This window comes from Leisingera sp. CC-HEC093, assembly GCF_059429195.1.
On sequence record NZ_JCAIJR010000001.1, the window covers coordinates 2,774,587 to 2,801,582 of the forward strand.

A 26,996-nucleotide genomic window follows, 5' to 3' on the forward strand; every position below is an offset into this window, starting at 1 on the left:
AGCCGGCGCGGGATGCAAGGGGAAACGGTTCGCTCAGCGGCTTAAAGGCGCCGCCTCCAGGGCGTTCCGGGCCTGGCGGAGACTGTCCAGAAACCGCCCGGCCCGCCGAATGCGGGCCTCTACCTCGGTAATCCGGTCGTCCAGGAAGGCAATCCCGTCAAAACTATCCGGTTCTTCCGCCTCCAGCTGGCTCAGCAGGATTGCAAGATCGGCAATGCTGATGCCCGCGGCCTGTGCGTCGGCAATCTGCTCCAGCGTGATCAGCGCGTCCTCCGGGTAATCCCGGTAGCTGTTGGTTGCCTCCGCACCCGGCGCCGACTGGATCAGCCCCTGACGCTCATAAAACCGCAGCGTGTCGCGGCTGATACCGCTGCGCCGCGCCAGTTCACCGATCCGCATCCGGCGGCCTCCCTGAAAAGCGTTGACTGAGCTCCATGGTTTTGAGCATAGTGTGGCTGCGAAGCCAAATCAAGAGGTGTGACATGGGCCCCAAGTGCCAAAGCTGCGGCATGCCGCTTAGCAAGGATCCGGAGGGCGGTGGCAGCGAGGCGGACGGAAGCCGCAGCGTGAAGTACTGCTCGCTCTGCTATGAGGGCGGCGCCTTCCGCCACCCCGGCGCGACATTTACCGAGTTTCAGGCCCATTGCGTCGATGCGCTGGAGGCCAAGGGGATGCCGCGCATCCTCGCCTGGGCTTTCACCCGCGGCATGGGCCGGCTGGAGCGCTGGAGCGGCGCCTGAAGCCGCAAGGGCGCAGCCCTGCAAACTGAAGAGAGGAGGGGCGCTGCCCCTCTTGCCCCGGATCAGTTCCGGGCCAATTCACCCAGGAGTATTTCGCCAAAGGTGAAGGGGCGGGTGGCGCGCTGCGGCGGTTTGGCAGGACAGGCTGCACAAAAAGGGTTTTCTTTCGCGCAAACCTCCATTATGGAACCCCACCATGATCAAACGCGCATATACCACCATCTCGCGACGCCGACGCCGTCTGGCGTGACTGGCCCTTGATCCCATGTGCCTGCCGTGCAGCACATCCCCCATCTGAAATCCATTGATCCACCGTTGACCCAAGGCCCATGCTGATGCACAGCTTTGGCTTCTACCTTTGAAAAGGATGATCCTGATGATCCCGTCCGTTCTGCCGACCTACAACCGTGCACCGCTTGAGTTCGTCAAAGGCGAAGGCGCCTGGCTGACCACGGCGGACGGGCGACGCTTCCTGGATCTGGGGTCGGGCATCGCGGTCAACGCGCTGGGCCATGCCCATCCGGCGCTGGTGGAGGCGCTGACCTCGCAGGCGCAGAACCTGTGGCATGTCTCCAACCTCTACCACATTCCGCAGCAGCAGGCGCTGGCGGACAAGCTGGTCGAGCACACCTTTGCCGATACCGTGTTCTTCACCAATTCAGGCACTGAGGCCTGCGAGCTGGCGGTGAAGATGGCGCGCAAGTATTTCTATGACAAGGGCCAGCCGGAGCGGGTGGAGATCATCACCTTTGATGGCTCCTTCCATGGCCGGTCTTCTGCCGGCATCGCCGCAGCGGGCTCCGAGAAGATGGTCAAGGGCTTTGGCCCGCTGCTGCCCGGATTCGTGCATCTGACCTTCGGCGACCTGGATGGCGTGACCAATGGCATTTCAGGCAGCACTGCCGCGATCATGATTGAGCCGGTTCAGGGCGAGGGCGGCATCCGTGTGGTGCCCGATGCGGAGCTGAAGGCGCTGCGCCAGATCTGCGACGAGCACGGCCTGTTGCTGATCCTGGACGAGGTGCAATGCGGCGTCGGGCGGACCGGCAAGCTGTTTGCCCATGAATGGGCGGGCCTCACCCCGGACATCATGATGGTGGCTAAGGGCATCGGCGGCGGCTTCCCGCTGGGCGCGGTGCTGGCCACAGAAGACGCCGCCAGCGGCATGACCGCGGGCACCCACGGCTCCACCTACGGCGGCAACCCGCTGGGCTGCGCGGTGGGCTGCGCGGTGATGGACCACATCGCCGATGAGGCGTTCCTAGCCGAGGTGAACCGCAAGGCGGGCCTTATGCGGCAAAAGCTGGAAGGGCTGATTGCCGATCATCCTGAGGTCTTCGAGGAGGTCCGCGGTGCGGGCCTTATGCTGGGTCTCAAGTGCAAGGCGGTGAATGCGGATGTGGTCAAGGCGGGCTATGACAACGCGCTGATCACCGTCCCGGCAGCGGACAACGTAATCCGCCTGCTGCCGCCGCTGACCCTCACCGATGAAGACATCGCCGAGGCCGTCAGCCGCCTGGAAAAAACCGCCGCCCAAGTTGAAGCCGCATAAGCTTCTTCTGGCTTAAAAAATCCTCGGGGGTCCGGGGGCAGACAGCCCCCGGCCTTCGCCTGAAAAAAGCGATACAGTCATGAACCATTTCCTCGACATCCACAAAACCGACCCTTCCGACCTGCGCGCGATCATCGACCAGGCCAAATCCACCAAGCAGGCCCGCCTTGGCCGTCCCAAGGCGGCGCTGGATGATGAGCTGCCGCTGAAGGACCGGATGGTGGCGCTGATCTTTGAGAAACCCTCGACCCGCACCCGGGTGTCCTTTGACGTCGGCGTGCGCCAGATGGGCGGTCAGACCATGGTGCTGTCGGGCAAGGACATGCAGCTGGGCCATGGCGAGACCATTGCCGACACCGCCCGGGTGCTCAGCCGCTATGTCGACATGATCATGATCCGCACCTTTGATGAAACCGTGCTGACCGAGATGTCGGAATATTCCGACGTGCCGGTGATCAACGGCCTCACCGACCGCACCCATCCCTGCCAGATCATGGCCGACGTGCTGACCTATGAGGAGCACCGCGGCCCGATCAAGGGCAAGAAGGTGGTTTGGGCAGGCGATGGCAACAACGTCTGCGCCTCCTTCATCCATGCCGCCGGGCAGTTCGGTTTCGACCTCACCTTCACCGGTCCTTCGCAGCTGGATCCGGAGGAGGAGTTCATGGGGCTGGCGCGCAAGGCGGGGTCCAAGATTGTGGTTGAGCGCGATGCGGTGAAAGCGGTGGAGGGCGCCGATCTGGTGGTGGCCGATACCTGGGTGTCGATGCATGACAGCCAGTCCTCCAAGGAGCGCCGCCACAACATGCTGCGCCCCTACCAGGTCAATGACGCGCTGATGGCGCACGCCAAGCCGGACGCGCTGTTCATGCACTGCCTGCCGGCCCACCGCGAGGAAGAGGTGACCTCTGCCGTCATGGACGGCCCGCAGTCGGTGATCTTTGACGAGGCCGAGAACCGCCTGCACGCGCAAAAAGCCGTCATGCGCTGGTGCCTGGACGGCTGAGGCAGCCTGACGGATGCAAAAAAGGGCGGCCGAGGCCGCCCTCTTTATCTTGCTTCTGAACGGATCAGAAGTGGAAGGAAGCGCGCAGCTGCACCATGTCGGCGTCGAAGTCTGCGCCTTCAACATCTTCGAAGTCGTTGAAATCGCTGCGCGAATATTCCAGGCCGACGCTGAACTGCTCAGTCACCAGGTATTCCGCACCGATGCCGTAGGTGATGCCGTCGTCGGATACGTCGTCCCCGCCGACGTCCAGCGAGCCGCGGGCGTAGCCGAGGGTCACGTAGGGCATGAAGCGGCCCAGATCCACACCGGCGCGGGCGCGCAGTTGCAGCAGGTCGCCATCCACGTCGTTGTCAAAGCCGAGGTCGTTATACGCCAGTTCGCCGCCCAGAACATACTGGCCGAAGTCGTGGTTGTAGCCGGCGTGAAGGCCGAAGCCGTCGAAGTCGGCGGAACCGGAGAAGCCGTCCGCTTCCAGATCGCCGTCGTTATACTGCAGACCTGCATAGAAGCCGGTCCAGTCGGTTTGCGGGGCGACAGCAACTGCCGCCGGCGCCGGCTGGGCTTCGACCTTGGGTTCGGTGTAGCTGCCTGCCGCTGCGGCAGTGGCGGACAGGGTGAAGGCGGTTGCGATAAGGGTGCGCTTCATGAGCGGAAACTCCTGTTAGTGTTTACCGAACTCACTTAGTGAGCCGCCTGAGCCGCCGCCATGGAGGGGCTAAGTAATTAAGGCTTCTGTGGCTTTTATGAAACACGCTGAGGATGTTCATACCAGGGCGCACTAACTCGCGGCGGCAGGATGCTTTCCATCGGGCCTGTATCCGTGTGCCGGGACAGGTGCAGAACTTTGCGCGTTTTTGCGATTTTGAACGCTTGCGGCGGGCCGGCGGTGCAGGATTAATGGGTCCTGATTCCGCGCTCAGAGTATATGCGCAGGAGGTTCTCTATGTATTATTCCACAGCACTATTGATTGCCGACATGCAGCAGGAGATGGCCGATATGGCGGGGGCCTTCTGCGTCAATTCCACCGCCCGCTCTGCTGCGAACCTCGGGTTCGAAATTGAGGTGGTTGCGGATGCTCTGATCGCCTTTGACTTGCCCGCGCGCAAGGGCGGCATGCTGGATGCAGAGACTGTGCTGGAGGTGACGCTGTCAGCCCTTCACGCAGGTTTCGGCAAAGTGGTGAGTGTGGCAGATGTGCTTGCGCAGCTGGCTGCCGGGGCTGAAGCCTGACAGCCTTCACCGGCCTAAACCTCTGCCTGATAAACCTTGTGTGAGGCGCGGTTTGCCGCCAGCATTCCCTCGTCAATCAGGGAGGGGAAGACCATGGCGGACACACCAACGAAACCGCAGGCGCTGATCGTCGGGGCAGGCACCGGCCTGTCCGCCGCCTTTACCCGGCAGCTCTCCGCCGCGGGCTATGCGGTGCATCTGGCCGCCCGTAACGTGGCGAAGCTGGAGGCGCTGGCGGCGGAGACCGGGGCCAAGCTGCATGTGCTTGATGGCACGGATGCCGCCGGAACTGCCGCGCTGACCGGCAGTCTGCCGGGCGACCTGCGGGTGGCCTGCTACAACCCCTCGGCCCGGCTGCGCGGGCCGGTCGCGGAATTGGACCCGGAAGCGGTGCGCAAGGCGGTGGAGATCACCGCCTTTGGCGCCTTTGTGCTGGGGCAGGCGGCGGCCGGGCGGATGCTGGCGCAGCAGCCCGCAGACGGGAAGCGCGGCACCATCCTGTTCACCGGTGCCTCTGCCGGAGTGAAGGGGTTTGCCCAGTCCGCGCCCTTTGCGATGGGCAAGTTCGCGCAGCGCGGTCTGGCGCAGTCGATGGCGCGGGAGCTGCACCCCAAGGGCATCCATGTCGCCTGGGTCAACATCGACGGCGGCATCCGCAATGCCTCCCGCCCCGAAAGGACGGAGGCTGCGGATAACCCGGACAGTATGCTCGACCCGGAGGCCATAGCCCGGGAGTACATGCACCTGATCAGCCAGCACCGCTCCGCCTGGAGCGATGAGCTGGTGCTGCGGCCCTGGGCGGAGCGGTTCTAGGGGCGGAAACCAAGGCAAAGAAAAACCCCCGCAGCCGGACGGCGCGGGGGTTCTTTTTGTTGATGCGGTGCGGCTTAGCCAACGAAGGTGTTGAGCAGCAGGTAGATCACCGCAGACAGCAGAGCGGCAGCAGGCACAGTGATCACCCAGGCGGCCACGATGGTCATGAAGTGGCTGCGGCGCACCAGCTTGCGGCGGCGGCGTTCCTCGGGTGCGATGCGCTTCTCCGGCGGGCGGCCTGCGGCGGATTTCTTCAGGCGGCGTTCCATGTGCCACTCGCGGAAGAAGCCGACGCCGAACACCGCACCCACCGCGATATGGGTGGAGGAGACCGGCAGGCCCAGCCAGCTGGCCACGATCACGGTGATCGCCGCTGACAGCGACACACAATAGGCGCGCATCGGATTGAGCTTGGTGATCTGGCTGCCGACCATGCGGATCAGCTTGGGGCCGAACAGGAACAGGCCAAAGGAGATGCCGAAGGCGCCGATCACCATCACCCAGGTCGGGATTGCCACCTTAGAGGCGAAATCGCCGAATTCGGTCGCGTGCACAATGGCGGCCAGCGGGCCGACCGCGTTGGCGACGTCATTGGCGCCATGAGCAAAGGACAAGAGGCCTGCGGAAATCACTAGCGGCAGGCCGAACAGCGCCTTCAGCGATTTGTTGCGGTTCTCCATGCCTTCGGACTGGCGTTTGATCAGCGGCGCGGTAATGACATAGGACAGCGCGCCAATGCCGGCACCGATCAGCAGCGCGGTCTGCAGGTCGATCTTGACGATCTTCTTCAACCCTTTGAGGGCCAGATATGCACCGAATGCGCCCGCCATGATGCCGACCAGCACCGGCACCCAGCGCCGTGCCGCGGCGATCTTGTCGTCCTGATAGATGATCTTGGCCTTGATGAAGGCCAGGAACAGGGCGGCGATAATGCCGCCCAGCACCGGGGAGATGACCCAGCTGGCGGCAATCTTGCCCATGGTGGGCCAGTTCACCGCGGCGGTGCCTGCGGCAGCCACACCGGCGCCCAGCACACCGCCCACGACGGAGTGGGTGGTGGACACAGGCGCGCCGACCCAGGTTGCCAGGTTCACCCACAGCGCCGAGGAAATCAGCGCCGCCATCATCGCCCAGATGAAGATGCTGCTGCTGGACACCGCGGCGGGATCGATAATGCCCTTGGAAATGGTCGAAACCACATCGCCGCCCGCCAGCAGTGCACCGGCGCTTTCACAGATGGCGGCAATCACGATGGCGCCGCCCATGGTCAGCGCATTGGCGCCCACCGCAGGCCCCATGTTGTTGGCGACGTCATTGGCGCCGATGTTGATCGCCATATAGGCGCCGAAAGCGGCGGCGGCGATCACCACCATGCTCATCGCGGAGCCGCCGAAGAAGACACCGGCGCCCAGGCCCGCCAGCACGATGAAGGCGAGCGCAATGCCCGGCGCCACCAGCGGGCGGGAGGCATAGGTTGTGGCCAGCTCCAGCTGGGAGATCCTGTTGAGATCCTTATCCAGCGTGTTCCATTGCGGGCGCTGATCTTCTTGGCTCATCATCGCATTCCTGATTCCGGGGTCTGCGCACGCGCCTACCTCCGCTCAGGAAACGGATCAAGCTTATGACATGAAAATGTCACATAACTTTTACAAACGGTGCAGAATGTCCCGCAGTTCCGGTTCATCGACCAGCCCGGCCGCTTCCGCAGGCTTCATCCACTGGCGGGTGCGCTCGCTGGACTCCGGGTAATCGTCCTCCAGCTGCTCCACCTCGACCTCGAAGATCAGCGTGGTGACCGGCTCTTCGGTGCCGTTGTCGTGGCGCTTGGTAAAGTGGTATTCGCCAATCGGCTGCGGCTCGATGCGGGCCGGTTTGACGCCGGCCTCTTCCCAGGCTTCCTGCAGCGCCGATTCCGGGCCGTCCTTGCCCTCGACCGGCCAGCCCTTGGGCAGGATCCAGCGCCCGGTGCCGCGGCTGGTGATCATCAGCACCTCCTTGCCGTCCGCGCCCATGCGGTAGCACAGGGCGGCGACCTGCACGCGGGCAGGGCGCTGCAGCATCGGTTTGATAATCTCGTTCCAGGCGCGGGTCAGCGGGCTTGTCATGGGTGCTCAGCCTTTTCTTGTTGGGGAAGATCCCGTGTTTTGTGTGCAATTGCGGGAATCTACGCCTGATCGCCCGGGGTTGCAAGGCGATGGGCCGGTTTGAAGGACCGCCGAGGGCTGCCTGCGGGGTCTCCCGTGCGCGGATCACCGCATCAAAGATGCGCTGCCAGCACTTGGGCCGGGCAGCGCGGCTGCGCCGCAGTGCGCGGCGCTACTTGCGCCGTTTTGCCCGCAGCGTCGGGTCTTCCTGGGTCGGATCTTCCGGCCAGGGGTGCTTGGGGTACTGGGCGCGCATGTCCTTCCTGACATCCGCGTAAGAACCGGCCCAGAAGCCGGGCAGATCGCGGGTGATCTGGATCGGGCGCTGGGCGGGCGACAGGAGCGAGACCTTCAGCGGCACGCCGCCCACGGACGGATGGCGGGTCACCCCGAACATCTCCTGCAGGCGGACCGAGATTTCGGGGATCTCGCCGTCATAGCTGATCGGGATCTTGCGCCCCAGCGGGGTGATGAAACTGCCCGGTGCCTCGCGGTCCAGCAGCTGGGTCTGCTCCCAGCTCAGCGCCGCACGCAAGGCAGGCAGCAGATCAAAGCGTTTCCAGTCCTCCGCCGATTTCACCCCGTCCAGCATCGGCAGCAGCCAATCCTCCAGCGTCTCCGTCAGGCCCGGCAGGGAGAAGTCCGGCAGATCATGGCCTTCCGCCCGCACCAGTTCCACCCGCGCGGCCAGCCGCGCCGCAGCGCCGGTGAGGCGCAGGCCCAGGTCGCGCACGCCGTCGAGCATGGCTTGCGCCACAGCGTCTGGCGGCACGTCCTTCCAGATCCGGTCGTCCAGCACCACGGCGCCAAAGCGTTCCTGCTGGCGCGCCACCACCCGGCGGTCGCGTTTGGACCACTGGCAAGAGTCCTTCCAAGCGATCTGATCGGCAAACAGTTCGCGGATTTCACCTTGCGATATCTGCGCCGCCATGCGGATCTTTGCCTCGCGCGGGTTGCCGTCGGTGTCCAGCGCCACGATGAACGGCGCCCCTGCCAGCGTGTCGCCGCCGTCCAAAATGGCCCCCTTGCCACCGGACAGCACGAACCGCGGCGCGTCCCCCTTGCGGCGCTGGCCGACGCGGTCGGGGTAGGCAAGCGCGGCCATCATCGCAGGCGGCAGACCTGCGTCGCGGCGGCCTGCCTGTTTCTCCAGCCGCCGCGCCTCGCTCTTGATGCGTTCCACGACAGGGCGGTTCAGCTGATAGGGGTGATTGCGCTCAAACCCCTTTGCATCCTTCAGCGCCTTTAGCCGCAGCGACAGATCCGCAGGCGCGCCGCGCAGCGGGTCGCGCTCTCCCAGCAGTGCCGCCAGCGGTGCGGCGGCGGGGCCGCCCCGCAGCAGCATATGGCCAAGCCGCGGATGCAGCGGCAGGGCGGCCAGCGCCTTTCCGTGATCGGTGATCCGGCCCTGCGCATCCAGCGCGCCCAGCATCGCAAGCAGCGCCTGCGCCTCCGCCATCGCGCCCGCAGGCGGCAGGGTAAGGAATGTCAGATCCTCCGGCGCAGCGCCCCACAGCGCCAGTTCCAGCGCCAGCGCAGTCAGGTCGGCGCTTTCGATCTCAGCGGGCGGAAACGCCATCAGCGCGCCTTCCTCGCCCTTGGTCCACAGCCGGTAGCAGATGCCCTCTGCCACCCGGCCCGCCCGGCCCTGGCGCTGGGTGGCCTCGGCGCGGGTCACTTTCTCTGTCACCAGCCGGGACATGCCAGAGCCGGGATCGAACCGCGCCCGCCGCGCCTGGCCCATATCCACCACCACCCGGATATCCTGAATGGTCAATGAGGTCTCGGCAATCGAGGTCGCCAGCACAACCTTGCGGCCCTGTGCCTCGGGCTGGATCGCTGCCCGCTGTTCGGCAAAGGGCAGGGCGCCGAACAGCGGCCGGATATGGCAATGGCCGGGCAGGCGTTTCTCCAAGGCTCCTGCCGCGCGGCGGATCTCGCCCTCGCCGGGCAGGAACACCAGAATGCCGCCGCCGGTTGCCCGGGTTTCCTTCTCTGCCTGCACCACCAGATCCGCCAGCGCGTCCAGACGGCGTCCTTGCGCGGGCAGGGGGCGCTCCAGCCAGCGCGTCTCCACCGGGTAGCTGCGGCCCTCGGAGGTGACCATCGGCGCGTCCATCAGCGCCGCCACAGGTTCCGCGTCCAGCGTTGCCGACATCGCCAGCAGCATCAGGTCATCACGCAGCGCCCCCGCCACCTCCAGGCATAAGCCAAGCCCCAGATCGGCATTCAGGGAGCGTTCGTGGAATTCGTCAAAGATCACCGCGCCAACGCCGGGCAGGTCCGGGTCCGACTGCAGCATCCGGGTCAGGATGCCCTCGGTCACCACTTCGATACGGGTTGCTTTGGAGGTCTTGGCATCGCCGCGCACCCTATAGCCGACGGTCTGGCCCGGTTTCTCGCCCAGCGTCTCTGCCATCCGTTCAGCGGCGGCGCGGGCGGCCAGGCGGCGGGGCTCCAGCATCACGATGCGGCCCCGGGTCACCCCGGCTTCGAGCATCGCCAGCGGCACCCGCGTGGTCTTGCCCGCGCCGGGCGGCGCCTGCAGCACGGCACGGCCGCGGGCACGCAATGCGTCCAGCAGTTCGGGGAGGGCGTCTTCGATCGGCAATCTGGTCATGTCCGCCTTATCGCCAAAGGGAGGCGGGAGGTCTAGCAGTGTGTCCGTGATAACTGCCTTTGAAATCTCCACTTAGGGCTGCGGCCGTCCGAGGGCGGGAAGCAAAGCGCCCGCCCGTGGGGGCGGACGGGCGCTGCCCGGCGGTGCCGCCGGGCGGTAGATCGCAGCAGCAATTTGGTTCTCCTGCGCCAAATCGCCATTCTTTCACTCCGCAAATTGCACCAACCGCGGCGGATTTGCCGCCTTTCCTGCCGCGGCGTCTGATGTAGATTGCGCCGCGGACGGCAGGGGCTGGACTTTGCGGCACGGCTTGCGCCAAGGTCCGCCCAAGACATCAGGAAGGCACGCATGGACACCGGACAACTGACGCAGAAAATCCTCGATGGCGACCGCCGGGCGCTGGCCCGCGCCATCACCCTGGTGGAAAGCGGCCGTGCGGATCACCGCACCAAAGCGCAGGAGCTGCTGTCGGACCTGGCAAAACACAAACGCCAGTCGCTGCGCATCGGCCTGTCGGGCACGCCGGGCGTCGGCAAATCCACCTTCATCGAAAGCTTCGGCATGATGCTGACCGGGCTGGGCCTGCGGGTCGCGGTGCTGGCGGTCGATCCCAGTTCGGCGCGCTCCGGCGGGTCCATTCTGGGCGACAAAACCCGGATGGAACGCCTCAGCCGCGAGCGCAACGCCTTTATCCGCCCGTCCCCCAGTCAGAGCCACCTGGGCGGCGTCGCCCGCCGCTCCCGCGAGGCCGTCGCCCTGTGCGAGGCGGCTGGGTTCGACGTGGTGCTGATCGAGACGGTCGGCGTCGGCCAGTCTGAAACCGTGGTGGCAGAGATGTCGGACCTGTTCCTCTTGCTTCTGGCGCCCGCCGGCGGCGATGAGCTGCAGGGGGTGAAGCGCGGCATCATGGAAATGGCCGACCTCATCCTGGTGAACAAGGCCGACGGGCCGCTGAAACCCGTCGCCACCCGCACCTGCGCCGATTATGCCGGTGCGCTGCGCCTCTTGCGCAAGCGCCCGCAGGACCCGGAGGGCTTCCCCAAGGCGCTGATGGTCTCCGCCGTTGAGGAGCACGGGCTGGAGCAGGCCTGGGAGGAGATGCAGATGCTGACCGCCTGGCGCAAGGAAAACGGCCACTGGGACCGCCGCCGGGCAGATCAGTCCTGTTACTGGTTCGACCAGGAGGTGCGCCAGGCGCTTTTGGCACGGCTGCACACCGCCAGCGCCCAGGCCGCAATGGCAGAGCTGTCGGGCCAGGTTGCAGAGGGCGCGCTGACCCCGGCAGCGGCGGCACAGCTGATGCTGCAATCCCACCTGAAGGGGTGAGGGGCCGTGCAGGAAACCCGGGTCTTTGACGGCGAAAAGCTGCGCGCCTCGCTGTTCAACGCGAGGAGCGAGCGGCTGTTCGTGACCTTCCGCCAGCGGGTTGCCGTGGCCGGGGAATTTGAGGACCGCGGCCCGGTCCGGAACATGACCGCACACGGCTATGCCCATCTGCACATCCAGCCCCGCAATAACGACTGGTACATCAATAGCGAGACCAAGGCGCTGTCGCGCAGTCTCAAGGAACTGGCCAAAGGCTATCAGGACGTTTCCGCCATGGGGTTTTCCATGGGCGGGTACGGGGCGCTGCGGTTCTCCAGGGCGCTGCGTCTCAGCCGCCTGATTGCGGTCTCGCCGCAATACACCATCGCGCCGGGCGCGGTACCCTTTGACCGCCGCCGCAAGGAGGCGGCGGCCTTTGACGAAGCGCTGGGCGACCTGATCCGGTACGGCCGCCACGGCGTGCAGGGGGTGGTGCTGTTCGATCCGTTCCGCAAAATGGACCTGAGCCACGCGCTGTTCATCCAGGCGGTGTTTCCGGATCTGCAGTTGTGCCGCCTGTCCTGCGGCGGCCATCCGGCCAGCCAGGTGATCCGCGAAGGCGGCAGCTTCTGGGATCTGCAGTCCTTGCTGCGCGACGGGCCGCTGAATGCGGCGCGGGTGCTGGATCTGCACCGGAGCCGGCGCAGGCTGTCGCGGACCTACTGGCAAAAGCTGGCAAGGGTGGCGCGGCAGCGCGGCCGGCCGCAGCTCGGGGCGGCGGCGGATGCCCGGCTGCAAGGGCTTGCAGAGGGCCGGGAAACGGTGCAGTAAGCCGGGCAAGAAAGCTGAGTTGAATCACTTGACGCTGTTGCCGGTTGAGCGTAAGAGCAGCGGACCAGTTTTCGGGCGCAGCCAATGGCCGCGCCCCTTGTGATTTGGCACCGGACTGCCGGAGCCACCAAAAACGAAGGATGAAGATATGTCGCGCCGTTGCGAACTGACCGGAAAAGGCCCGATGACTGGCAACAATGTCAGCCACGCCAACAACAAAACCAAGCGCCGCTTTCTGCCCAACCTGAACGACGTGACCCTGCAGTCCGAAGTTCTGGGCCGTGGCGTCAAGCTGCGCATCTCCGCAGCTGCCCTGCGCTCTGTCGACCACCGCGGCGGCCTGGACGCGTTCCTGGCTAAAGCCAAGGACGACGAGCTGTCGGCAAACGCGCTGAAAGTGAAGAAAGAGATCGCCAAGGCACAAGCCGCACAGGCTTAACCCTACTGGCCTGATCCCTTCACCGGATCGGATTACGGACACCGCGCAGGGGCAACCCTGCGCGGTGTTTGCGTTTGCGCAATCTGCCGCAGACTTGTGCCTTGCAGGCGGCCCGGCCAAGGGGCATATCTGCCAGTGATGACACGCGTTTTGCGCATATGCCTTGGCCTGGTTCTGGCCCTGACCGTTGCCCTGACGGCGCACAGCACTGCCGCCCGGCAGGGGGAGCGTGACGCCGCAGGCCAGATGGTGATCTGCACCGGCACCGGCGCTGTCACGATCTATGTCGACAGCGAGGGCCGGCCGGTAAAGCCGCCGCACAGCTGCCCCGATTGCGTGATGCATGTGCTGGATGCGGTGGCGCAGCCTGCGGGGCTGGTGCTGCCAGTTGCAGCTTGCAGCGAGATCGCCGCAGGGCAGGAGGCGGGGCTGGCTTCTGTGCAGCATCATCTGCGCGCCAGCGCCCGCGCGCCGCCGGCCGCTGCCTGACCGGGCCACCCCTTCACCCATCTGAAATTTGAAAACCCAACTATGAGGAGACTGTGATGTCCCTGAAGTCTGTTGTCTTTGCAGCCGCGGCTGCTGTTGCCTTTGCCACCTCTGCCTTTGCGGGCGATGCCATGATCATGGTGCACGACCAATACGCGCGGGTGTCCTCGCCCACTGCCAAGGCCGGTGCGGCGTTCATGGAGATCATGAATAAGGGCGAAGCCGATGATCAGCTGATCGATGTGCGTTCCGACGTGGCCGCCAAGGTGCAGCTGCACACTCATAAGGAAGGCGGCGACGGCGTCATGAAGATGATGCATGTGGAGGAAGGCTTTGCCGTGCCCGCGGGCGAAACCCATATGCTGAAGCGCGGCGGCGACCACATCATGTTCATGGGCTTGAACCAGGAACTGAACCACGGCGATGTGGTCAAACTCACACTGGTGTTTGAAAAGGCCGGTGAGGTTGAGATCGAAGTGCCGGTGGATCTGGAGCGCAAGGCTGAGGGCCACGGCGATCACTCCGGCCATTCCAACTGATCCCGTGACAGGCAGGGCGGGCGCGGCGTCAGGCCGCGCTGCAGCCCTCCTTCGCGCCCAAAGCCCGCCCTTGCGGCGGGCTTTCTGCCGTCTGAGGCTAGGTAAGCAGCTCCGCCACCCAGGCAGGAACAATCTCGCTCGCCGGGCCAAAGCGGCGCTCGGAAAAGCGGGAGGCGGCGGCCGACGGCGCGAGGTTCAGCTCCACCGTATGCGCCCCCGCCAGATGCGCCTCATCGACGAAGGCCGCTGCCGGGTAGACCTCGCCGGAGGTGCCGATGGCCGCAAACAGATCCGCCCCCGCCAGATGGGCGTAAATCTCCTCCATGAAATACGGCATCTCGCCGAACCAGACCACATCGGGCCGCCCGGCAGGCGCGGCGCAAGCGGGGCAGGGCTGGCCGGTCTCCATTTTCAGCGGCGCAGGCCAGCGGTGACTGCAAGCGGCACAGAGCGCACCCGCCAGTGTTCCATGCATGTGCAGAACGCCGTCTGCGCCGCCCGCCTCATGCAGGCCGTCCACATTCTGGGTGACAATCACCACTTCGCCCGGATGCTCCCGCTGCAGCTGCGCCAGTGCCTGATGCGCCGGGTTGGGCTGCGCCCCGGCGGCCTGCTTGCGCCGCGCATTGTAGAACCCGTGCACCAGGTCCGGATTGCGCGCGAAACCTTCCGGCGTGGCCACATCCTCGATCCGGTGCTGTGCCCAGAGGCCGCCCTCGTCGCGGAACGTGCCGAGCCCGCTTTCAGCCGAAATCCCGGCACCGGTCAGGATGACAATCTTCTGCGCGGTCTTTCCCATCGCCCCGGAACCTCCTATCACTGCCCCCGTCCAGCAGGAGCCATATCCAAATGCCTACCCGTATTCTGTTTGTCTGCCTAGGAAACATCTGCCGCTCCCCGGCGGCTGAGGGCGTGTTCCGCGCGCTCTGCCCCGCAGCGGAGACCGACAGCGCCGGCACCGCGTCCTATCACGCAGGCGAGCCGCCCTACGGCCCGATGCAGGCAGCGGCACGGGCGCGGGGGCTGGATATCTCCGATCTGCGCGCGCGGCAATTCCGCCGCGATGATTTCGAGAATTTCGACCTGATTATCGCGATGGATGCCAGCAACCTGGAAAACATCGAGGCACTGCGTCCCAGGGGCAGCGATACCCCGGTGCGGCTTTTCACGGACTACGCGCCGGACAGCGGCGCCGATCACGTGCCGGACCCTTATTACACCCGCGATTTCGACGGCTGCCTGGATCTGATCGAGCGAGCCGCCAAGGGCCTTAAGACGGCGCTCTGACTTCGGGTCCAGACGCTATTCGGCAATCACCCGGAAGCCGCCCGCCAGGAACGGCAGCTGCTGCACCGCCGGGTCGATCATCTGGCTTTGCACCAGGCGGCGGACGGTCTCGGCCACATCGCGCGGCACCCGGTCGGCCCAGTCGGCGGCGGTGAACAGCGAAATCGTGCGGGACATCTCCCCGAAGGGCATGGGGAAAGCATCGATCTGGTCGTGGAAGCGGCCCGCGCGCATATAGCCCAGCGGCGTGGTGATTGCCCAGCCGATCCGCCGCGCCACCATCGCCATCAGCGCCAGATGCGAGCCGACCTCGAACCGGTCCTCGAACTCCAGCTTCTGGCGCACCAGCAGTCCCTCAATCTGCTGCGAGATCAGCTGGTCGCGGGCATAACGCAGGAACGGCAGGCTTTGCAGTTGTTCCGCCGCCTGCGCCGCATCCGAAACCGTGCCGCGCGGCGCCACCAGGATGAACGGATCGCGCACCAGCGGGTATTCCACCAGCCCTTCGCGCAGTTCACCGGTGGTGGCGGCAACGGCGATGTGCAACTCGCGGGCTTCCAGCGCCCGCACAATGTCGTGGCTGGAAGCGGTGATCATCTTGAACCGGCACTGGGTCAGGCTGTCGGCCAGAATGGTGGCCAGCCGCGGCGTCAGATCATTGTCGAAATCGTCGATCAGCCCGATCGACAGCGCCTGCAGGTGGGTGAGGTCCATCACCGTCAGCTCGCTTTGGGCCAGCCGCAATTCGGACAGCACCGCCTCGGTCCGGGCCAGGAAGCTGCGCCCGGCAGCGGTCAGCACCATCGGGCGGCGGCCGTGGTCGATCAGCTCGCTGTTCAGCGCCTTTTCCAGGTTGCGCATCTGCTGACTGACTGCCGGCTGGCTGAGCCCGGTCATCTCGGCGGCCTGCGCCACGGACCCGGTCTTGGCCAAAGCCTCAAACACTTCCAGCCCGCGTAAGGAAACGCCCTTGATCAACATATGAACTGCTCCAATACCTTAGGCCGTTCTTTGCGGTTTGAGCCGGCGCGGTCAAGGGTGGCAATGCCGCAGCCTTTCCCCCTTGCGAAAATGCCGCAGCGCTGATGCATCAATCGGGCCGGATGCCCCGGCTGGCAGACTGCTGCCCCGCGCGGACCAAGGCCGCAGGCCGCCGCGCGCCGTCAGCGCGGTTCATGGTTCATTGGCGGCCCAACCAAAAAAGGCGCCCCGCAGGGACGCCTTCACATGCCTTATCAGCGTGCCGCCAATTCAGCCGCAGCTGCGCGCGGCGTGGCTGCCAAACGCCTTATAGCGCAGCCAAAGCCGCTCGTCGCCGCGGTTGCTGGACTGGCGCACCACCTGCGCCTGGTGCGGGTCGGAGAACCACTTGGACACAGTCTTGCGCTCTGACCGTGTCAGGCTGCGGTTGGCAACCCGCTGGATGCAGTTGCATAAGGAAGGCGAGGCCGCGGTGCGGTCCGACTGGCGGCAGGCGCGCTCAATGGCGCCGGCCTCGGCGCCCGCAGGCGCCAGTGCTGCAAGAAATCCAGCGCACAGCGCTGCTGTCAGGAAGTGTTTCATCTGCTCATGCCCCGTTCTTGGCAAGCGGGTCTGTTGCCCGCGTAACTGGCCGTATTATGGCGCAGGCCGGCGTCTTTTTCAATCGTGGTAAACGGGAAAGGGGGCCGGAGCGCCGCACCCCGCGGCCCTCCAGCGGTGCCAGATGCTCAGGTCTGGTTCGGCCCGCGCATTGCGCGGACTGCCTGGCGCACGGCTTTCCAGTCTGCAGCCTCGCTGTCCTTGCCGGCTGCCTCGCATTCGCGCATCTTCTGCGCGGCTTCGGCCTCGGCCTTGTCGCCATGCGCGCTATAGAGCGCGCGGGCGTATTCAGTGGCTTTGATTGCATCCATGCGGGTCGTCCTCCTTTGCTGTGGTCATTTCCCGTCAGCGGGGTGCGCGTCTCGCGGTGTGCAGGGAGTATAGCGCATTTTGGCGGCAGACGCATCCGCTGCCGTGCGCGGGTGGCGTGCGCGGCAGCGGCTGGCTCCCGCATCAGGTGTTTGTTTGTGCGCTGTCCTTTGCAAAGCTCCTGGTGTTTCAACCAGCAAGAGGATGCTATTCATGAACGTTGCTTATACCTTGGCGCCCCCGGCGCAGCTGCGCCCCGGTTTTGCAGAAGGGGACACCGGTTTCGCAGATTTCGCGGACCGCGTGCAGGGCGGCCTGGCGGCCGGCCGCCGGACGCTGCAGATCCTGAACGGTGCCAAGCAGGCGCTGGCGGCGCTGCCCGCCGGATGGCTGGCGGCCCAGCTGGCGGGCCTGCGCGCGGATGAGGCCGCGCTGGCGGCGCTGGCCGGCCGCTCGGTGTTTAATAAGAACGGTTTTTTCAAGATCAGGCTGGCCGAACGGCCGGGGGTTTCGCTGCGGCTGCATATCTGGCTGCCCGGCGTCCACGCGCAGGAGAACCTGCATTCTCACCGCTGGCCGCTGGTCTCCCGCGTGCTGAGCGGCACGCTGGTGTCGGAATACTGGGAGGACGCGCTGTCGGACAGCGCTGAGGTCTATGCCGAGTACCACTACCGCGACGCGCAGCAGCCGCTGGTCCCGGCCGGCCCGGCCCGGGTGCGGCTTGAGACCACCACGGCCTACCGGCAGGGCGATGCCTATTTCCTGCCCGCCGACCGGCTGCACCGGGTGGCCGCCGACCCGCAGCTGGGCTGCAGCACCCTGATGCTGCGCTTCGCCAACACCCGCGCCTGGTCGCGCAACCTGATGCGCGAGGGCGCCGACCTCGACGTCACCCCGGCCCCCTGCACCGCCGCCGATCTCGCCCGCGCGCTGGACTGGCTGGGGCAGTCGATGGCGGAGGGGGAGACCTAATTGATACCAAACATGGAGACAGAAAGGTGAGGGCAGAGCCCGGTCCGAGGGTGGGTGCGAAGCGCCCGCCCGTGGGGGCGGATCGGGCGCTGCCCGGCGTGCCGCCGAGCGGGAGGTCAGTTAGAGAACGCCAAGCAGGCGCAGGCCAATTTGTACGAGTTCAAGCAGTTTGGGGCCGAAGTTAACTCCTACTGCAATCGCACCGCCCCCAACCATGCCAGCTAACTGCACGGTCTTGCGTGTATCGCTGTCAAACCATTCGGCGCCTTTGCGTGTGAGCTTGCAGTATTGTTCCTGCAGCAAAGCCATCTTGGCCACGCGGCTGAACACCCGCGTGGCTGCATCAGCCGCCGGCAAGGGTGGTGCGCCATCAGGCAGCGGCAGCCGGGCATCGTTGATCAGCTCGGGAATGTCCTGCGCGAAGTCCTCTGCCAACTCTGGCTCGCTGAGGGCGGTCAGCACGGGCAGAGCCTCTTCCAGCACCTGCTTGTCCTCAGGCGCAAGCGCCTTGAACGCCTGCTGCGCAAGCTGTTCGCGGTTGGCGGCGACCTCCGGATGATTGGCCCGGAGGCCGCGCACGCCTTCCTCCACCGCGTTCAGCAGGGCGAGGTTGTCCTCATTGTCCGGCAGCTCGCGGCTGTCCAGCAACTGCGCCCGCAAGCTGCCCGCCACCCGCGTCAGGGTCAGCTCTGCATTCTGCGGGTCGTCCTTGTATTTGGTCAGCACCCGGTTGAGCTTTCGCACATCGCCCGCGCGCTCCGACAGGCCATTGTGGCCGCCCAGACAATCCTCCAGTGCGTCTTCGATCTGCGACAGCAGCGCGGACATATAGGGCGCGTTCTCCACCGGGATTGGCACCGCCCGGAACTTGCCGGTTTCCGGATTCAGCTCGATGGTCTCGGCCATCGGCAGGTGTTCAGAGAGCATCTCTGCCTTGATGCGCTCGATTTCATCGGCGACGGCTTCGGGGCCTGCGTCCCAGATTGCGTCGTCAATCAGTGCCACACGGTGCTGGAGTTCCCAGTCGAGAGGGTGGCCAGTCAGAAAGCCGAGGTACCAGTCGTGCCAGAAGGACCATTCGGTCGCTCTTTTGAGGAAATGCAGAACTTCGAACTTTGTTTCGGGGTTGTAGTCGTTGATACTTCTAGCGTTATCATTGGCTTGCGTTAGCCATTGGTGAAAATCTGCGGTTTTAGGGTGACCCTCCAAAAGCCGATGACTTTCGGTGTGAGCAGGCTCAGCGTAGAACTCTCTGCTCCCTTGGCGGACATGGAGAGAGGTGAACGAACTTAAGAATGTGCCGAGTGTATCGCCAATCCCAAAAAACACACCGGTTGCCAATCGCGAGCTGACCTTGGTGTGGCCCTCAGAAATAGTTGTCTCTTCACTGCCCAAGTTCCTCCAGGAGGTGTTCGAAACAGGGTCATTGGGGAGCTCGTGCAACAAGCCATCCGTGCATGCATCGGCACAGCTCAACAAAGAGCTAGCATTGGATGGATCGACTAAGATTGACCTACTGGTCAGCAGGGAGCGTAGCACAAACAATACTGATTTTGGGTGCAGCGCACGTGTGTGTGCGGTTGGTATCTCACTGAATGGGCCAGACAGCGCAAACGCAAAAGCAATATGCTCCCATGTCAACCGGTCACGCGCCAGCTTTCTAGCGCCGCCTTCTTCATCATCCATTGACCAAATCCCAGAATCTATACATACGCCGTACCATGACTGACCTCGCTCACATCCGCAATTTCTCCATCGTCGCCCATATCGACCATGGCAAATCCACCCTTGCTGACCGGCTCATCCAGGAGACCGGAACGGTGAAGGACCGCGATATGAAGGAACAGCTGCTCGACGCCATGGACATCGAGCGCGAGCGCGGGATCACCATCAAGGCCAACACCGTCCGCATCGACTACAAGGCGGACGACGGCGAGACCTATGTGCTGAACCTGATCGACACCCCCGGCCACGTCGACTTTGCCTATGAGGTCTCCCGCTCCATGCGCGCGGTCGAGGGCTCGCTGCTGGTCGTCGACTCGACCCAAGGGGTGGAGGCGCAGACGCTTGCCAACGTCTACCAGGCGATTGATGCGGATCATGAGATCGTTCCCGTCCTGAACAAGATCGACCTGCCGGCCTCCGACTGCGACCGGGTGGCAGAGCAGATCGAGGATGTGATCGGCATCGACGCCACCGGCGCCATCCAGGTCTCAGCCAAGACCGGCCAGGGCATCCGCGAAACGCTGGAAAGCATCGTCCAGCACCTGCCGGCACCGCAGGGCACCCGCGACGCGCCGCTGAAGGCGATGCTGGTCGATTCGTGGTACGACAGCTACCTCGGCGTGATCGTTCTGGTCCGGATCATGGACGGCGTGTTGAAAAAGGGCATGCGGGTCAAGTTCATGTCGAACAACACCCTGCACCACGTCGACCGCATCGGCGTCTTCCGCCCCGCCATGCAGACAGTGGATGAGCTGGCCCCGGGCGAGATCGGCTTCCTCACCGCCTCGATCAAGCAGGTGCGCGACACCCGCGTCGGCGACACCATCACCAACGACCGCAACGGCACTGAGGTGGCGCTGCCGGGCTTCAAACCCGCCCAGCCGGTGGTGTTCTGCGGTCTGTTCCCGGTGGATTCCGCCGAATTCGAGGACCTGCGCGACGCCATCGACAAGCTGGCGCTGAACGACGCGTCCTTCAGCTTTGAAATGGAAACCTCCGCCGCCCTCGGCTTCGGCTTCCGCTGCGGCTTCCTGGGCCTCTTGCACCTGGAGGTGATCCGCGACCGGATCGAACGCGAATACAACATCGAGCTGATCACGACGGCTCCATCGGTGATCTATCACGTCTACATGAAGGGCAAGGACAACGAGCCCGGCGAGATGATTGAGCTGCATAACCCCGCCGACATGCCCGACGCCTCCAAGGTCGACCACATGCAGGAGCCGCGGATCAAGGCGACCATCCTGGTGCCGGACGAATACCTCGGCGACGTGCTGAAGCTCTGCCAGGACCGCCGCGGCATCCAGATGGACCTGTCCTACGCCGGCTCCCGCGCCATGGTGGTCTATGACCTGCCGCTCAATGAGGTGGTCTTCGACTTCTACGACCGCCTGAAATCGGTGACCAAGGGCTACGCCTCCTTCGACTACCAGATGACCGGCTACCGCGAGGACAATCTGGTCAAGATGTCGGTGCTGGTGAATGACGAGCCGGTCGATGCGCTCTCCACCATGGTCCACCGCGACCGGGCAGAGATGCGCGGCCGGGCGATGTGCGAGAAGCTCAAGGAGCTGATCCCGCGCCACATGTTCAAGATCCCGATCCAGGCCGCCATCGGCGGCAAGGTGATCGCCCGCGAAACGCTCTCCGCGCTGCGCAAGGACGTGACCGCCAAATGCTACGGCGGCGACGCCACCCGGAAGCGGAAGCTCTTGGACAAGCAGAAAGCGGGCAAGAAGAAGATGCGCCAGTTCGGCAAGGTGGATATCCCGCAAGAGGCGTTCATTTCCGCCCTCAAAATGGACAGCTAAAGCTGGCCATTTCCGAGGGCGCGCGGGCGAAAGCGGTTGGCGCAGCCAATTGCGTGCCCGCCCGGTACTGTTCTGCGCCGGAAGCGAGACCTTTTCAGACAGTTGCAAGACGGGGCTACGGCCCCGTTTTCTGTTTTAGGCCCATCCAAAGCCCCGCCCGGCCGAGAGGCCGGGCAGCGCCCGATCCGCCCCCACGGGCGGGCGCTTCGCACCCACCCTCGGACCGGGCGCGGCCCTCAATATTTAGTACGATGTTTTTGAAGGCCGGTGGTGTGAAAATGAGCTTGCTCCCTGTTCCCCAAGTAGCGCTTGAATGCCTCTAGTAACGGCACTAGAGAGGCACACTGATACAACGGCTGGAGTTGTGACTTGCTTTGTAACCAGTTGATTTTTTTTAGATTCACAACCTGCTTGCTGCGTTTGGAGGTTCAAGTATCATGAAAGAAAACGAGGGAGCTATGAACCAATTGTTTGTTACCGCGCCTCAGCCGACATTAAAACGCGTTGCCGATTTAGATGGACCTGACTTCTACCCGACGCCTGCTTGGGCAACCTATGCGCTGATCGACAACGAGAAATTTCCCGGTGACATTTGGGAGTGCGCTTGTGGTGACGGCGCGATGAGTTCTGTTTTGAGCAGCACTGGGCAGAATGTTGAGAGTTCCGATTTATACGACCGTGGCTTCGGTGAGTCCGGTATCGACTTTCGCGGGACAAGTCGAACTGCTACGAACATTATTACTAACCCGCCGTTTAATGCTGCGGAGGATTTCGTTCATACCGCACTGAAAGTTGCCGACAAGAAATTTGCGTTGCTGCTGCGACTTGCGTTTCTTGAGGGGGCTAAACGGCGATCAACTATTTTTAGCAAGACGCCTCCCAGCAAGGTTTGGGTGTTCAGCGAGAGAATTACCTTTTACCCAAAGGGCGTGAAACGCAAAGGCAGCGGAACCACTGCCTATGCTTGGTTCGTTTGGGATAAGGACCACTGCGGCGGAACGGAGCTAAGTTGGTTGCCTACCGGCTACAAGAAAATGGACTTCAACTGAGGTTGGCGGCGTAGCTGCGGCCGAATTTTGTAAGGGTCCAAGACTCTGTAGCTTTTTCGTAATCGGCGATGCCGCGAGCTGCAAGACCAGTGCCTTGGTTTCTGTGGCAAACCAAATTGCGAACCTTCTGAGAAAAGTAAGTATCGCTTCTGTTTCGGGCCAGCTGTGCATCCTTGCCGGTTGGTTTGAGGCGCTTGGAAAGGCGCTGAATGAGTTCAGATGTAGTGAGGGTTTGCCCTGAAACCTTCAGCATTTCTTTGCAGGCTTCATCGCGGATTTGGGCTTCAGTGTATGCCATATGCACTCCTTGGTTGAAAATTATGCAATCTATATTGGTAACGTGTTTGTGATGTTCAAGTGTGGCATTGAGTCTCTGACAGGGCAAAAGGCCGGGCAGCGCCCGTCCCGCCCCACCCCGTCATGCCGGAGGCGTGCTTCCAGCACGACGCGGGCGTTTCGCTTCCCACCCCGCCGGGCCGGGCGCTGCCCTCCGCGTGCTGATCTGACGTTTAGCCACCATCCGGGCGGAGAGTCGCCCATGCGCCACTCTCCGCCCATCCGCGGCCTCTGCGCAACGCCTGCCTGAAAACGCACGCATTCCGTGCTATCCTCGCCCTGTTCACCTGGGGAGGATGACATCATGAAACACCTGACTTTGGCCGCCGCGATCACTCTGCTGGCGACACCCGTTTTTGCCCACAATTGCCCCGCCGACATGGCCGCAATCGACGCGGCCCTGGTTGCCGGGACGGACCTGGCGGAGGCGGATCTGGCAACGGTGCAGGAGCTGCGCGCCGAGGGCCAGACGCAGCATGAGGCGGGCGACCATGATGCCTCGATCGAGACACTGGGCCAGGCCAAGGAACTGCTTGGCATCAATTGATCCCGGCACCCCGAAACAAAAAAACGCCCGGCGGCAAACCGGGCGTTTCACATCTCTGCCGTGGCCTGCTCAGGGCGGCTTAGAGGCTGTTCTGCACGTCCTGCGCCGCGCCGCTGATCGCCTGGCCGGCCTTGGAAATGTCGCGCCCCGCGCCCTTGGTGGTCTCGCAGGCCGCCAGGCCCAGCAGCATCAGCGCGCAGGTCAAAATCCGCATCATCGGTGAAGGCTCCTCATTTCTGCTCAAAATCCGTTTGCAGATATCTAGCAAGCCGCCCCGGCCCAAGCCAGAGGATTCACAGCCCGGAGGTTGAGCGAGGTCAAGGCCGCTGCCGCCGCGCTGCTTTACCCTGCGGGCGAACCGGAACAGGAGGCAGACCCGATGGACCTATCCACCCGCAAGCAGGCACTGGAGGCGCGCCGCGCCGAACTGACCGGGCATCTGGCCCGCGTCGAACACTCGCTGGACGCGCCGATGCCGCAGGATTGGGAGGACCGCGCCTCCGAACGCCAGGGCGACGAGGTGCTGGAAAGCCTCGGCAAGGCGGAACTGGACGAGCTGCGCCGGATCGACGCGGCGCTGGCGCGGATCCGGGCGGGCACCTATGGCATCTGCGCCCGCTGCGGCGATCTGATTTCCGATGCGCGGCTGGATCTGCTGCCGGCAGCGCCGCTGTGCAAGACCTGCGCGGGCGCAGCTGCGGGCGGGCGATAGGCCCGCGGCATCCGGCGGAAAGGGGCATTTTCCAGAAATTGCAACTTATAAGGTCGTGCAATTCGCGCAAATCGCGTCTATCTTGACCTGGATCAAAGCTGTGAAATTGACCCTGCGGCAATGGTGCGCGAAACGTGAACTGGAGGGCATGAGCTATGAACTTTTCCGCCAGAAAGCAAACGCTTGAAGTCCGCCGGCAGGCGCTTGCCGGTCTCTCGTCTCAGGCCGCGGGCCGTCCGGATCCCGGGCAGATGGCCTCTGTGCGGCAGCAAGTTGCCGCCCGCGGCGGCGAAGGGGCGATCACCGTCCTGCCCAAGGCCAGCCTGGATGAACTGCGCCGGATCGACGCCGCCCTGGCCCGCCTGCGCGAAGGCTCTTACGGCTATTGTCAGATCTGCGGCGAGGATATGAGCGACGACTGGCTCGACCAGCGCCCGGCGTCGCCGTTCTGCCGGACCTGCGCGCTGTAGCACGGGGAGCGGGCAGGGCGCACCTGCTGCCGCCCGGCTAATCTGTGCACATTGTTCCATGCGCTTGCGCCAGCTGCCCCCGGGGGGCGCTGGCCTTTTTTGCGCGGCCGCCCGGTGCCGCAGGCCGGTTTAACGCGGGCGGCCGGACCTGAAGGCTGTCCGCGGCAGCGCTGCAATACTTCGGATTTTCGCGCAACAGGCCCCGTTGCCGTGCCCGGCGGTATGTGCCACAACCGGTCTGACCGACTGAACAAATGAGTTTAGCAGATGCCAGATTTCACTGAGCGCCGCCGCATGATGGTGGATACCCAGATCCGTCCGTCGGATGTCACCAAATACCCGATCATTGAGGCGATGCTTGCGATCCCGCGCGAGAAGTTTGTGCCCGGCGCACAGCGCGAGGCAGCCTATGCCGACCAGAACGTCGATCTGGGCGGCGGCCGGGTGCTGGTGGAACCGCGCACTCTGGCCAAGATGCTGGATGCGGTGAATTTGCAAAGCGACGAACTGGTGCTCGATGTGGCCTGCGGGCTGGGCTATTCCACCGCTGTGGCAGCGCGGATCGCGCAGATGGTGATCGGCGTCGAGGAAGACGAAAGCATGGCCGCCGACGCGCAGGAGCTGCTGTCCGAGACTGCCGCTGACAATGCCATCGTGCACACCGGCCCGCTGGCCGAAGGCGCAGCAGAGCATGGCGCCTATGACGTGATCCTGATCCAGGGCGGGGCCGAGGAAATCCCGGCAGCCCTGCTGGACCAGCTGAAGGAGGGCGGCCGCATTGCGGCGCTGCTGATGAGCGGCGCTTTGGGCGAGGTCAAGGTGGGCTACAAGAACGGCGGCCGGATCTCCTGGCGGTTTGAATTCAACGCCGGCGCGCCGGTGCTGCCCGGCTTTGCCGCCGCACAGGAATTTGCGCTCTAGGCGGACGCCAGGGCGCTGCGGCAGACGCTGCCGCACCGTATGATAACAGGCCGGGCGCAGATACAGGGGGCGGCCGGCTCGCAGACAACCCACCGCGGCTGGCGGCGCGGCAAAAGATAAGGCAACCGATGCGAATGAATTTCCCGGCGAGTGTGTTTAAGGCTTTTGTGTTTGCCAGCGGCGTAGCGGCCACGGCGGTGATGCCGCTGCAGGCGGCAGCGGACAATCTGTCCGATGCAATGATCGGCGCGTATAAGACCAGCGGCCTGCTGGAGCAGAACCGCGCGCTGCTGCGGGCGGCGGACGAAGATGTGGCGATTGCGCTGTCGCAGCTGCGCCCGTTGATCGAATGGACGGTGACTGCTGCCAGCAGCTACAACGAAGCCATCCCCGACGCGACCCAGAACGACCTGTCGACACAGCTGCGGCTGACCCAGCTGCTGTTTGACGGCGGCGCATCACGGCTGAACAAGCTGGCCGCCCAGGAAACCGTGCTGGCAACACGCCAGGCCCTGCTGGGTGTGGAGCAAGCCGTGCTGCTGCAGGCGGTGCAGGCCTATGTCGGTGTCCTGCAAGCGCAGGAAAACGTGACGCTGCGGCGCAACAACCTGCGCCTGCTGCAGGAGGAACAGAAGGCAGCCGAGGACCGTTTCGAAGTCGGCGAGGTCACCCGCACAGATGTCGCCCTGGCCGAAAGCCGCGTGGCTGCGGCCCGCGCCAACCTGACCGATGCTGAAGGCACGCTGCTGACCGCCAAGGCAACCTATGAACAGGTTGTCGGACGGGCGCCGGGCGCCATCACCAGCCAGCCGGCCTTGCCGCGCAGGGCGGCCTCGCTCGACAGCGCCCAGGCGGTTGCGGTGCGGAACCAGCCGGATGTGCTGTCGCAGCAGCACATCGTCAAGGCCAGGGATTACCAGGTCGCCGCTGCCACTGCGGGCCTTGGGCCGACGGTGAGCCTGCAGGCAAGCACCGGGCTCAGCGAAGATACCCACAACAGTTTTGACTCCGCCGAATCTTCCAGCGTCGCCATCCAGATGACCCAGCAGCTCTATGCCGGCGGCCGCAATGCCGCCACCCGGCGCCGGGCGGTGGCCAATGCGGATGCTGAGCGCGGCGCCCTGATCAGCACCCAGCGGGCGGTGCGCCAGGCCGTCAGCGCCGCCTACTTCAACGTCGAAACCGCCCGGGTCAGCCTGATTTCCTCGGGTGAGCGGGTGCGCGCCTCCAAGGTCGCCTTTGACGGTATCCGCGAGGAAGCCACCCTGGGCGCCCGCACCACCTTGGACGTGCTGCAGGCGGAGCAGGAATACCTCGATGCCCAGACCGAACAGGTGAATGCCCGTGCCAACCAGGCAATCGCCGCCTATCAGCTGCTTGAAGCGCAGGGTCTGCTGACCGCAGAGCATTTGGGCCTGGCGGTGGAGATTTACGACCCGACGCTCTATTACAACCTGGTCAAGGACGCGCCTGCAAATTACAGCAAGCGCGGCAAGGATCTGGACCGGGTGCTCAAGGCCTTGGGGCGGAACTGACAATTCATCCTAAGTGTTGTGCGGTGGCG

General features: G+C 64.5%; 31 protein-coding genes. 19 read left to right on the forward strand and 12 right to left on the reverse strand.

What is annotated here, in order from left to right; translation table 11 throughout:
• Nucleotides 1–33: 33 nt before the first annotated feature.
• Nucleotides 34–399: a MerR family transcriptional regulator gene (locus AC5STB_RS13525; RefSeq protein ID WP_495443335.1), complete on the reverse strand. Its 366-nt coding sequence runs from the start codon at nucleotides 397–399 to the stop codon at nucleotides 34–36.
• An 83-nt stretch (nucleotides 400–482) separates the two neighbouring features.
• Here AC5STB_RS13525 and AC5STB_RS13530 point away from each other — a divergent pair, with 83 nt between their 5' ends.
• The 3 genes from AC5STB_RS13530 (at nucleotide 483) to argF (ending at nucleotide 3,298) form a co-directional block, all read left to right on the forward strand.
• Complete coding sequence (locus AC5STB_RS13530) at nucleotides 483–740, forward strand: zinc ribbon domain-containing protein (RefSeq protein WP_495443336.1); 258 nt, start codon at nucleotides 483–485, stop codon at nucleotides 738–740.
• Between the two features lie 376 nt (nucleotides 741–1,116).
• On the forward strand, nucleotides 1,117–2,292 hold the full coding sequence (locus AC5STB_RS13535; protein ID WP_495443337.1) for an aspartate aminotransferase family protein: 1,176 nt from the start codon (nucleotides 1,117–1,119) through the stop codon (nucleotides 2,290–2,292).
• Nucleotides 2,293–2,371: 79 nt separating this feature from the next.
• Nucleotides 2,372–3,298, forward strand: coding sequence for an ornithine carbamoyltransferase (gene argF / locus AC5STB_RS13540; protein ID WP_495443338.1), 927 nt, complete (start codon nucleotides 2,372–2,374; stop codon nucleotides 3,296–3,298).
• Between the two features lie 64 nt (nucleotides 3,299–3,362).
• Here the strand turns inward: argF and AC5STB_RS13545 are convergent, their stop codons facing one another.
• Nucleotides 3,363–3,947, reverse strand: coding sequence for an outer membrane protein (locus AC5STB_RS13545; protein WP_495443339.1), 585 nt, complete (start codon nucleotides 3,945–3,947; stop codon nucleotides 3,363–3,365).
• 297 nt (nucleotides 3,948–4,244) lie between these two features.
• On the opposite strand from AC5STB_RS13545, the gene AC5STB_RS13550 reads away from it, so the two are divergent.
• Nucleotides 4,245–4,532, forward strand: a complete 288-nt coding sequence (locus tag AC5STB_RS13550) for a hypothetical protein (protein WP_495443340.1) — start codon at nucleotides 4,245–4,247, stop codon at nucleotides 4,530–4,532.
• Between the two features lie 93 nt (nucleotides 4,533–4,625).
• Nucleotides 4,626–5,345, forward strand: a complete 720-nt coding sequence (locus AC5STB_RS13555) for an SDR family NAD(P)-dependent oxidoreductase (protein ID WP_495443341.1) — start codon at nucleotides 4,626–4,628, stop codon at nucleotides 5,343–5,345.
• A gap of 74 nt (nucleotides 5,346–5,419) precedes the next feature.
• Here the strand turns inward: AC5STB_RS13555 and AC5STB_RS13560 are convergent, their stop codons facing one another.
• The 3 genes from AC5STB_RS13560 to hrpB form a co-directional block, all read right to left on the reverse strand.
• Nucleotides 5,420–6,901: an inorganic phosphate transporter gene (locus tag AC5STB_RS13560; protein ID WP_495443342.1), complete on the reverse strand. Its 1,482-nt coding sequence runs from the start codon at nucleotides 6,899–6,901 to the stop codon at nucleotides 5,420–5,422.
• 90 nt (nucleotides 6,902–6,991) lie between these two features.
• Complete coding sequence (locus AC5STB_RS13565; protein ID WP_495443343.1) at nucleotides 6,992–7,450, reverse strand: NUDIX hydrolase; 459 nt, start codon at nucleotides 7,448–7,450, stop codon at nucleotides 6,992–6,994.
• 211 nt (nucleotides 7,451–7,661) lie between these two features.
• A complete protein-coding gene (gene hrpB, locus AC5STB_RS13570) occupies nucleotides 7,662–10,109 on the reverse strand; it encodes an ATP-dependent helicase HrpB (protein ID WP_495443344.1) in 2,448 nt (815 codons plus the stop codon).
• A gap of 348 nt (nucleotides 10,110–10,457) precedes the next feature.
• Between hrpB and meaB the strand changes: the two genes are divergently transcribed.
• From meaB to AC5STB_RS13595, 5 genes are all read left to right on the forward strand, one after another.
• Entirely contained in the window at nucleotides 10,458–11,435 is a 978-nt protein-coding gene (gene meaB / locus AC5STB_RS13575) for a methylmalonyl Co-A mutase-associated GTPase MeaB (RefSeq protein ID WP_495443345.1), read from the forward strand.
• Between the two features lie 6 nt (nucleotides 11,436–11,441).
• Nucleotides 11,442–12,245: an alpha/beta hydrolase gene (locus tag AC5STB_RS13580; protein ID WP_495443346.1), complete on the forward strand. Its 804-nt coding sequence runs from the start codon at nucleotides 11,442–11,444 to the stop codon at nucleotides 12,243–12,245.
• Between the two features lie 148 nt (nucleotides 12,246–12,393).
• Nucleotides 12,394–12,684 carry a 50S ribosomal protein L28 gene (gene rpmB / locus AC5STB_RS13585; protein ID WP_495443347.1) on the forward strand — a complete coding sequence of 97 codons (291 nt, stop codon included), beginning with the start codon at nucleotides 12,394–12,396 and terminating at the stop codon, nucleotides 12,682–12,684.
• A 138-nt stretch (nucleotides 12,685–12,822) separates the two neighbouring features.
• The gene (locus AC5STB_RS13590; protein WP_495443348.1) at nucleotides 12,823–13,173 is read left to right on the forward strand and encodes a hypothetical protein; all 351 of its coding nucleotides are present in this window, start codon (nucleotides 12,823–12,825) and stop codon (nucleotides 13,171–13,173) included.
• Between the two features lie 56 nt (nucleotides 13,174–13,229).
• A complete protein-coding gene (locus AC5STB_RS13595; RefSeq protein ID WP_495443349.1) occupies nucleotides 13,230–13,712 on the forward strand; it encodes a copper chaperone PCu(A)C in 483 nt (160 codons plus the stop codon).
• Nucleotides 13,713–13,809: 97 nt separating this feature from the next.
• Here AC5STB_RS13595 and AC5STB_RS13600 read toward each other — a convergent pair whose 3' ends face one another.
• The gene (locus AC5STB_RS13600) at nucleotides 13,810–14,511 is read right to left on the reverse strand and encodes an NAD-dependent deacylase (protein WP_495443350.1); all 702 of its coding nucleotides are present in this window, start codon (nucleotides 14,509–14,511) and stop codon (nucleotides 13,810–13,812) included.
• Nucleotides 14,512–14,561: 50 nt separating this feature from the next.
• On the opposite strand from AC5STB_RS13600, the gene AC5STB_RS13605 reads away from it, so the two are divergent.
• The gene (locus AC5STB_RS13605; RefSeq protein WP_495443351.1) at nucleotides 14,562–14,999 is read left to right on the forward strand and encodes a low molecular weight protein-tyrosine-phosphatase; all 438 of its coding nucleotides are present in this window, start codon (nucleotides 14,562–14,564) and stop codon (nucleotides 14,997–14,999) included.
• A 15-nt stretch (nucleotides 15,000–15,014) separates the two neighbouring features.
• On the opposite strand, the gene AC5STB_RS13610 is transcribed toward AC5STB_RS13605, so the two are convergent.
• From AC5STB_RS13610 to AC5STB_RS13620, 3 genes are all read right to left on the reverse strand, one after another.
• A complete protein-coding gene (locus AC5STB_RS13610; RefSeq protein ID WP_495443352.1) occupies nucleotides 15,015–15,980 on the reverse strand; it encodes a LysR family transcriptional regulator in 966 nt (321 codons plus the stop codon).
• 270 nt (nucleotides 15,981–16,250) lie between these two features.
• Nucleotides 16,251–16,562 (reverse strand): hypothetical protein, encoded by a 312-nt coding sequence (locus tag AC5STB_RS13615; RefSeq protein WP_495443353.1) that lies wholly within the window; start codon nucleotides 16,560–16,562, stop codon nucleotides 16,251–16,253.
• A 146-nt stretch (nucleotides 16,563–16,708) separates the two neighbouring features.
• Nucleotides 16,709–16,891: a hypothetical protein gene (locus AC5STB_RS13620; protein WP_495443354.1), complete on the reverse strand. Its 183-nt coding sequence runs from the start codon at nucleotides 16,889–16,891 to the stop codon at nucleotides 16,709–16,711.
• A 211-nt stretch (nucleotides 16,892–17,102) separates the two neighbouring features.
• Between AC5STB_RS13620 and AC5STB_RS13625 the strand changes: the two genes are divergently transcribed.
• Entirely contained in the window at nucleotides 17,103–17,861 is a 759-nt protein-coding gene (locus tag AC5STB_RS13625) for a hypothetical protein (protein ID WP_495443355.1), read from the forward strand.
• Between the two features lie 120 nt (nucleotides 17,862–17,981).
• Here AC5STB_RS13625 and AC5STB_RS13630 read toward each other — a convergent pair whose 3' ends face one another.
• Nucleotides 17,982–19,547, reverse strand: coding sequence for a hypothetical protein (locus AC5STB_RS13630; RefSeq protein WP_495443356.1), 1,566 nt, complete (start codon nucleotides 19,545–19,547; stop codon nucleotides 17,982–17,984).
• 35 nt (nucleotides 19,548–19,582) lie between these two features.
• Between AC5STB_RS13630 and lepA the strand changes: the two genes are divergently transcribed.
• Both lepA and AC5STB_RS13640 read left to right on the forward strand, forming a co-directional pair.
• Nucleotides 19,583–21,397 (forward strand): translation elongation factor 4, encoded by a 1,815-nt coding sequence (lepA, locus tag AC5STB_RS13635; protein ID WP_495443357.1) that lies wholly within the window; start codon nucleotides 19,583–19,585, stop codon nucleotides 21,395–21,397.
• A gap of 437 nt (nucleotides 21,398–21,834) precedes the next feature.
• Nucleotides 21,835–22,446, forward strand: a complete 612-nt coding sequence (locus AC5STB_RS13640; RefSeq protein WP_495443358.1) for a hypothetical protein — start codon at nucleotides 21,835–21,837, stop codon at nucleotides 22,444–22,446.
• Here AC5STB_RS13640 and AC5STB_RS13645 read toward each other — a convergent pair.
• Complete coding sequence (locus tag AC5STB_RS13645; protein ID WP_495443359.1) at nucleotides 22,439–22,744, reverse strand: hypothetical protein; 306 nt, start codon at nucleotides 22,742–22,744, stop codon at nucleotides 22,439–22,441. The genes AC5STB_RS13640 and AC5STB_RS13645 overlap by 8 nt on opposite strands.
• A gap of 342 nt (nucleotides 22,745–23,086) precedes the next feature.
• Between AC5STB_RS13645 and AC5STB_RS13650 the strand changes: the two genes are divergently transcribed.
• On the forward strand, nucleotides 23,087–23,329 hold the full coding sequence (locus tag AC5STB_RS13650) for a PA2433 domain-containing protein (protein WP_495443360.1): 243 nt from the start codon (nucleotides 23,087–23,089) through the stop codon (nucleotides 23,327–23,329).
• 79 nt (nucleotides 23,330–23,408) lie between these two features.
• On the opposite strand, the gene AC5STB_RS13655 is transcribed toward AC5STB_RS13650, so the two are convergent.
• Nucleotides 23,409–23,546 carry an entericidin A/B family lipoprotein gene (locus tag AC5STB_RS13655; RefSeq protein ID WP_495443361.1) on the reverse strand — a complete coding sequence of 46 codons (138 nt, stop codon included), beginning with the start codon at nucleotides 23,544–23,546 and terminating at the stop codon, nucleotides 23,409–23,411.
• Between the two features lie 162 nt (nucleotides 23,547–23,708).
• Between AC5STB_RS13655 and AC5STB_RS13660 the strand changes: the two genes are divergently transcribed.
• The 4 genes from AC5STB_RS13660 to AC5STB_RS13675 all read left to right on the forward strand — a co-directional run bounded on the left by AC5STB_RS13660 (nucleotide 23,709) and on the right by AC5STB_RS13675 (nucleotide 26,967).
• Nucleotides 23,709–24,041 (forward strand): TraR/DksA family transcriptional regulator, encoded by a 333-nt coding sequence (locus AC5STB_RS13660; RefSeq protein ID WP_495444603.1) that lies wholly within the window; start codon nucleotides 23,709–23,711, stop codon nucleotides 24,039–24,041.
• A gap of 155 nt (nucleotides 24,042–24,196) precedes the next feature.
• Entirely contained in the window at nucleotides 24,197–24,511 is a 315-nt protein-coding gene (locus tag AC5STB_RS13665) for a TraR/DksA family transcriptional regulator (protein WP_495443362.1), read from the forward strand.
• Nucleotides 24,512–24,778: 267 nt separating this feature from the next.
• Nucleotides 24,779–25,432 carry a protein-L-isoaspartate O-methyltransferase family protein gene (locus tag AC5STB_RS13670; RefSeq protein WP_495443363.1) on the forward strand — a complete coding sequence of 218 codons (654 nt, stop codon included), beginning with the start codon at nucleotides 24,779–24,781 and terminating at the stop codon, nucleotides 25,430–25,432.
• Nucleotides 25,433–25,560: 128 nt separating this feature from the next.
• On the forward strand, nucleotides 25,561–26,967 hold the full coding sequence (locus AC5STB_RS13675; protein WP_495443364.1) for a TolC family outer membrane protein: 1,407 nt from the start codon (nucleotides 25,561–25,563) through the stop codon (nucleotides 26,965–26,967).
• The last annotated feature ends 29 nt before the right edge of the window (nucleotides 26,968–26,996 follow it).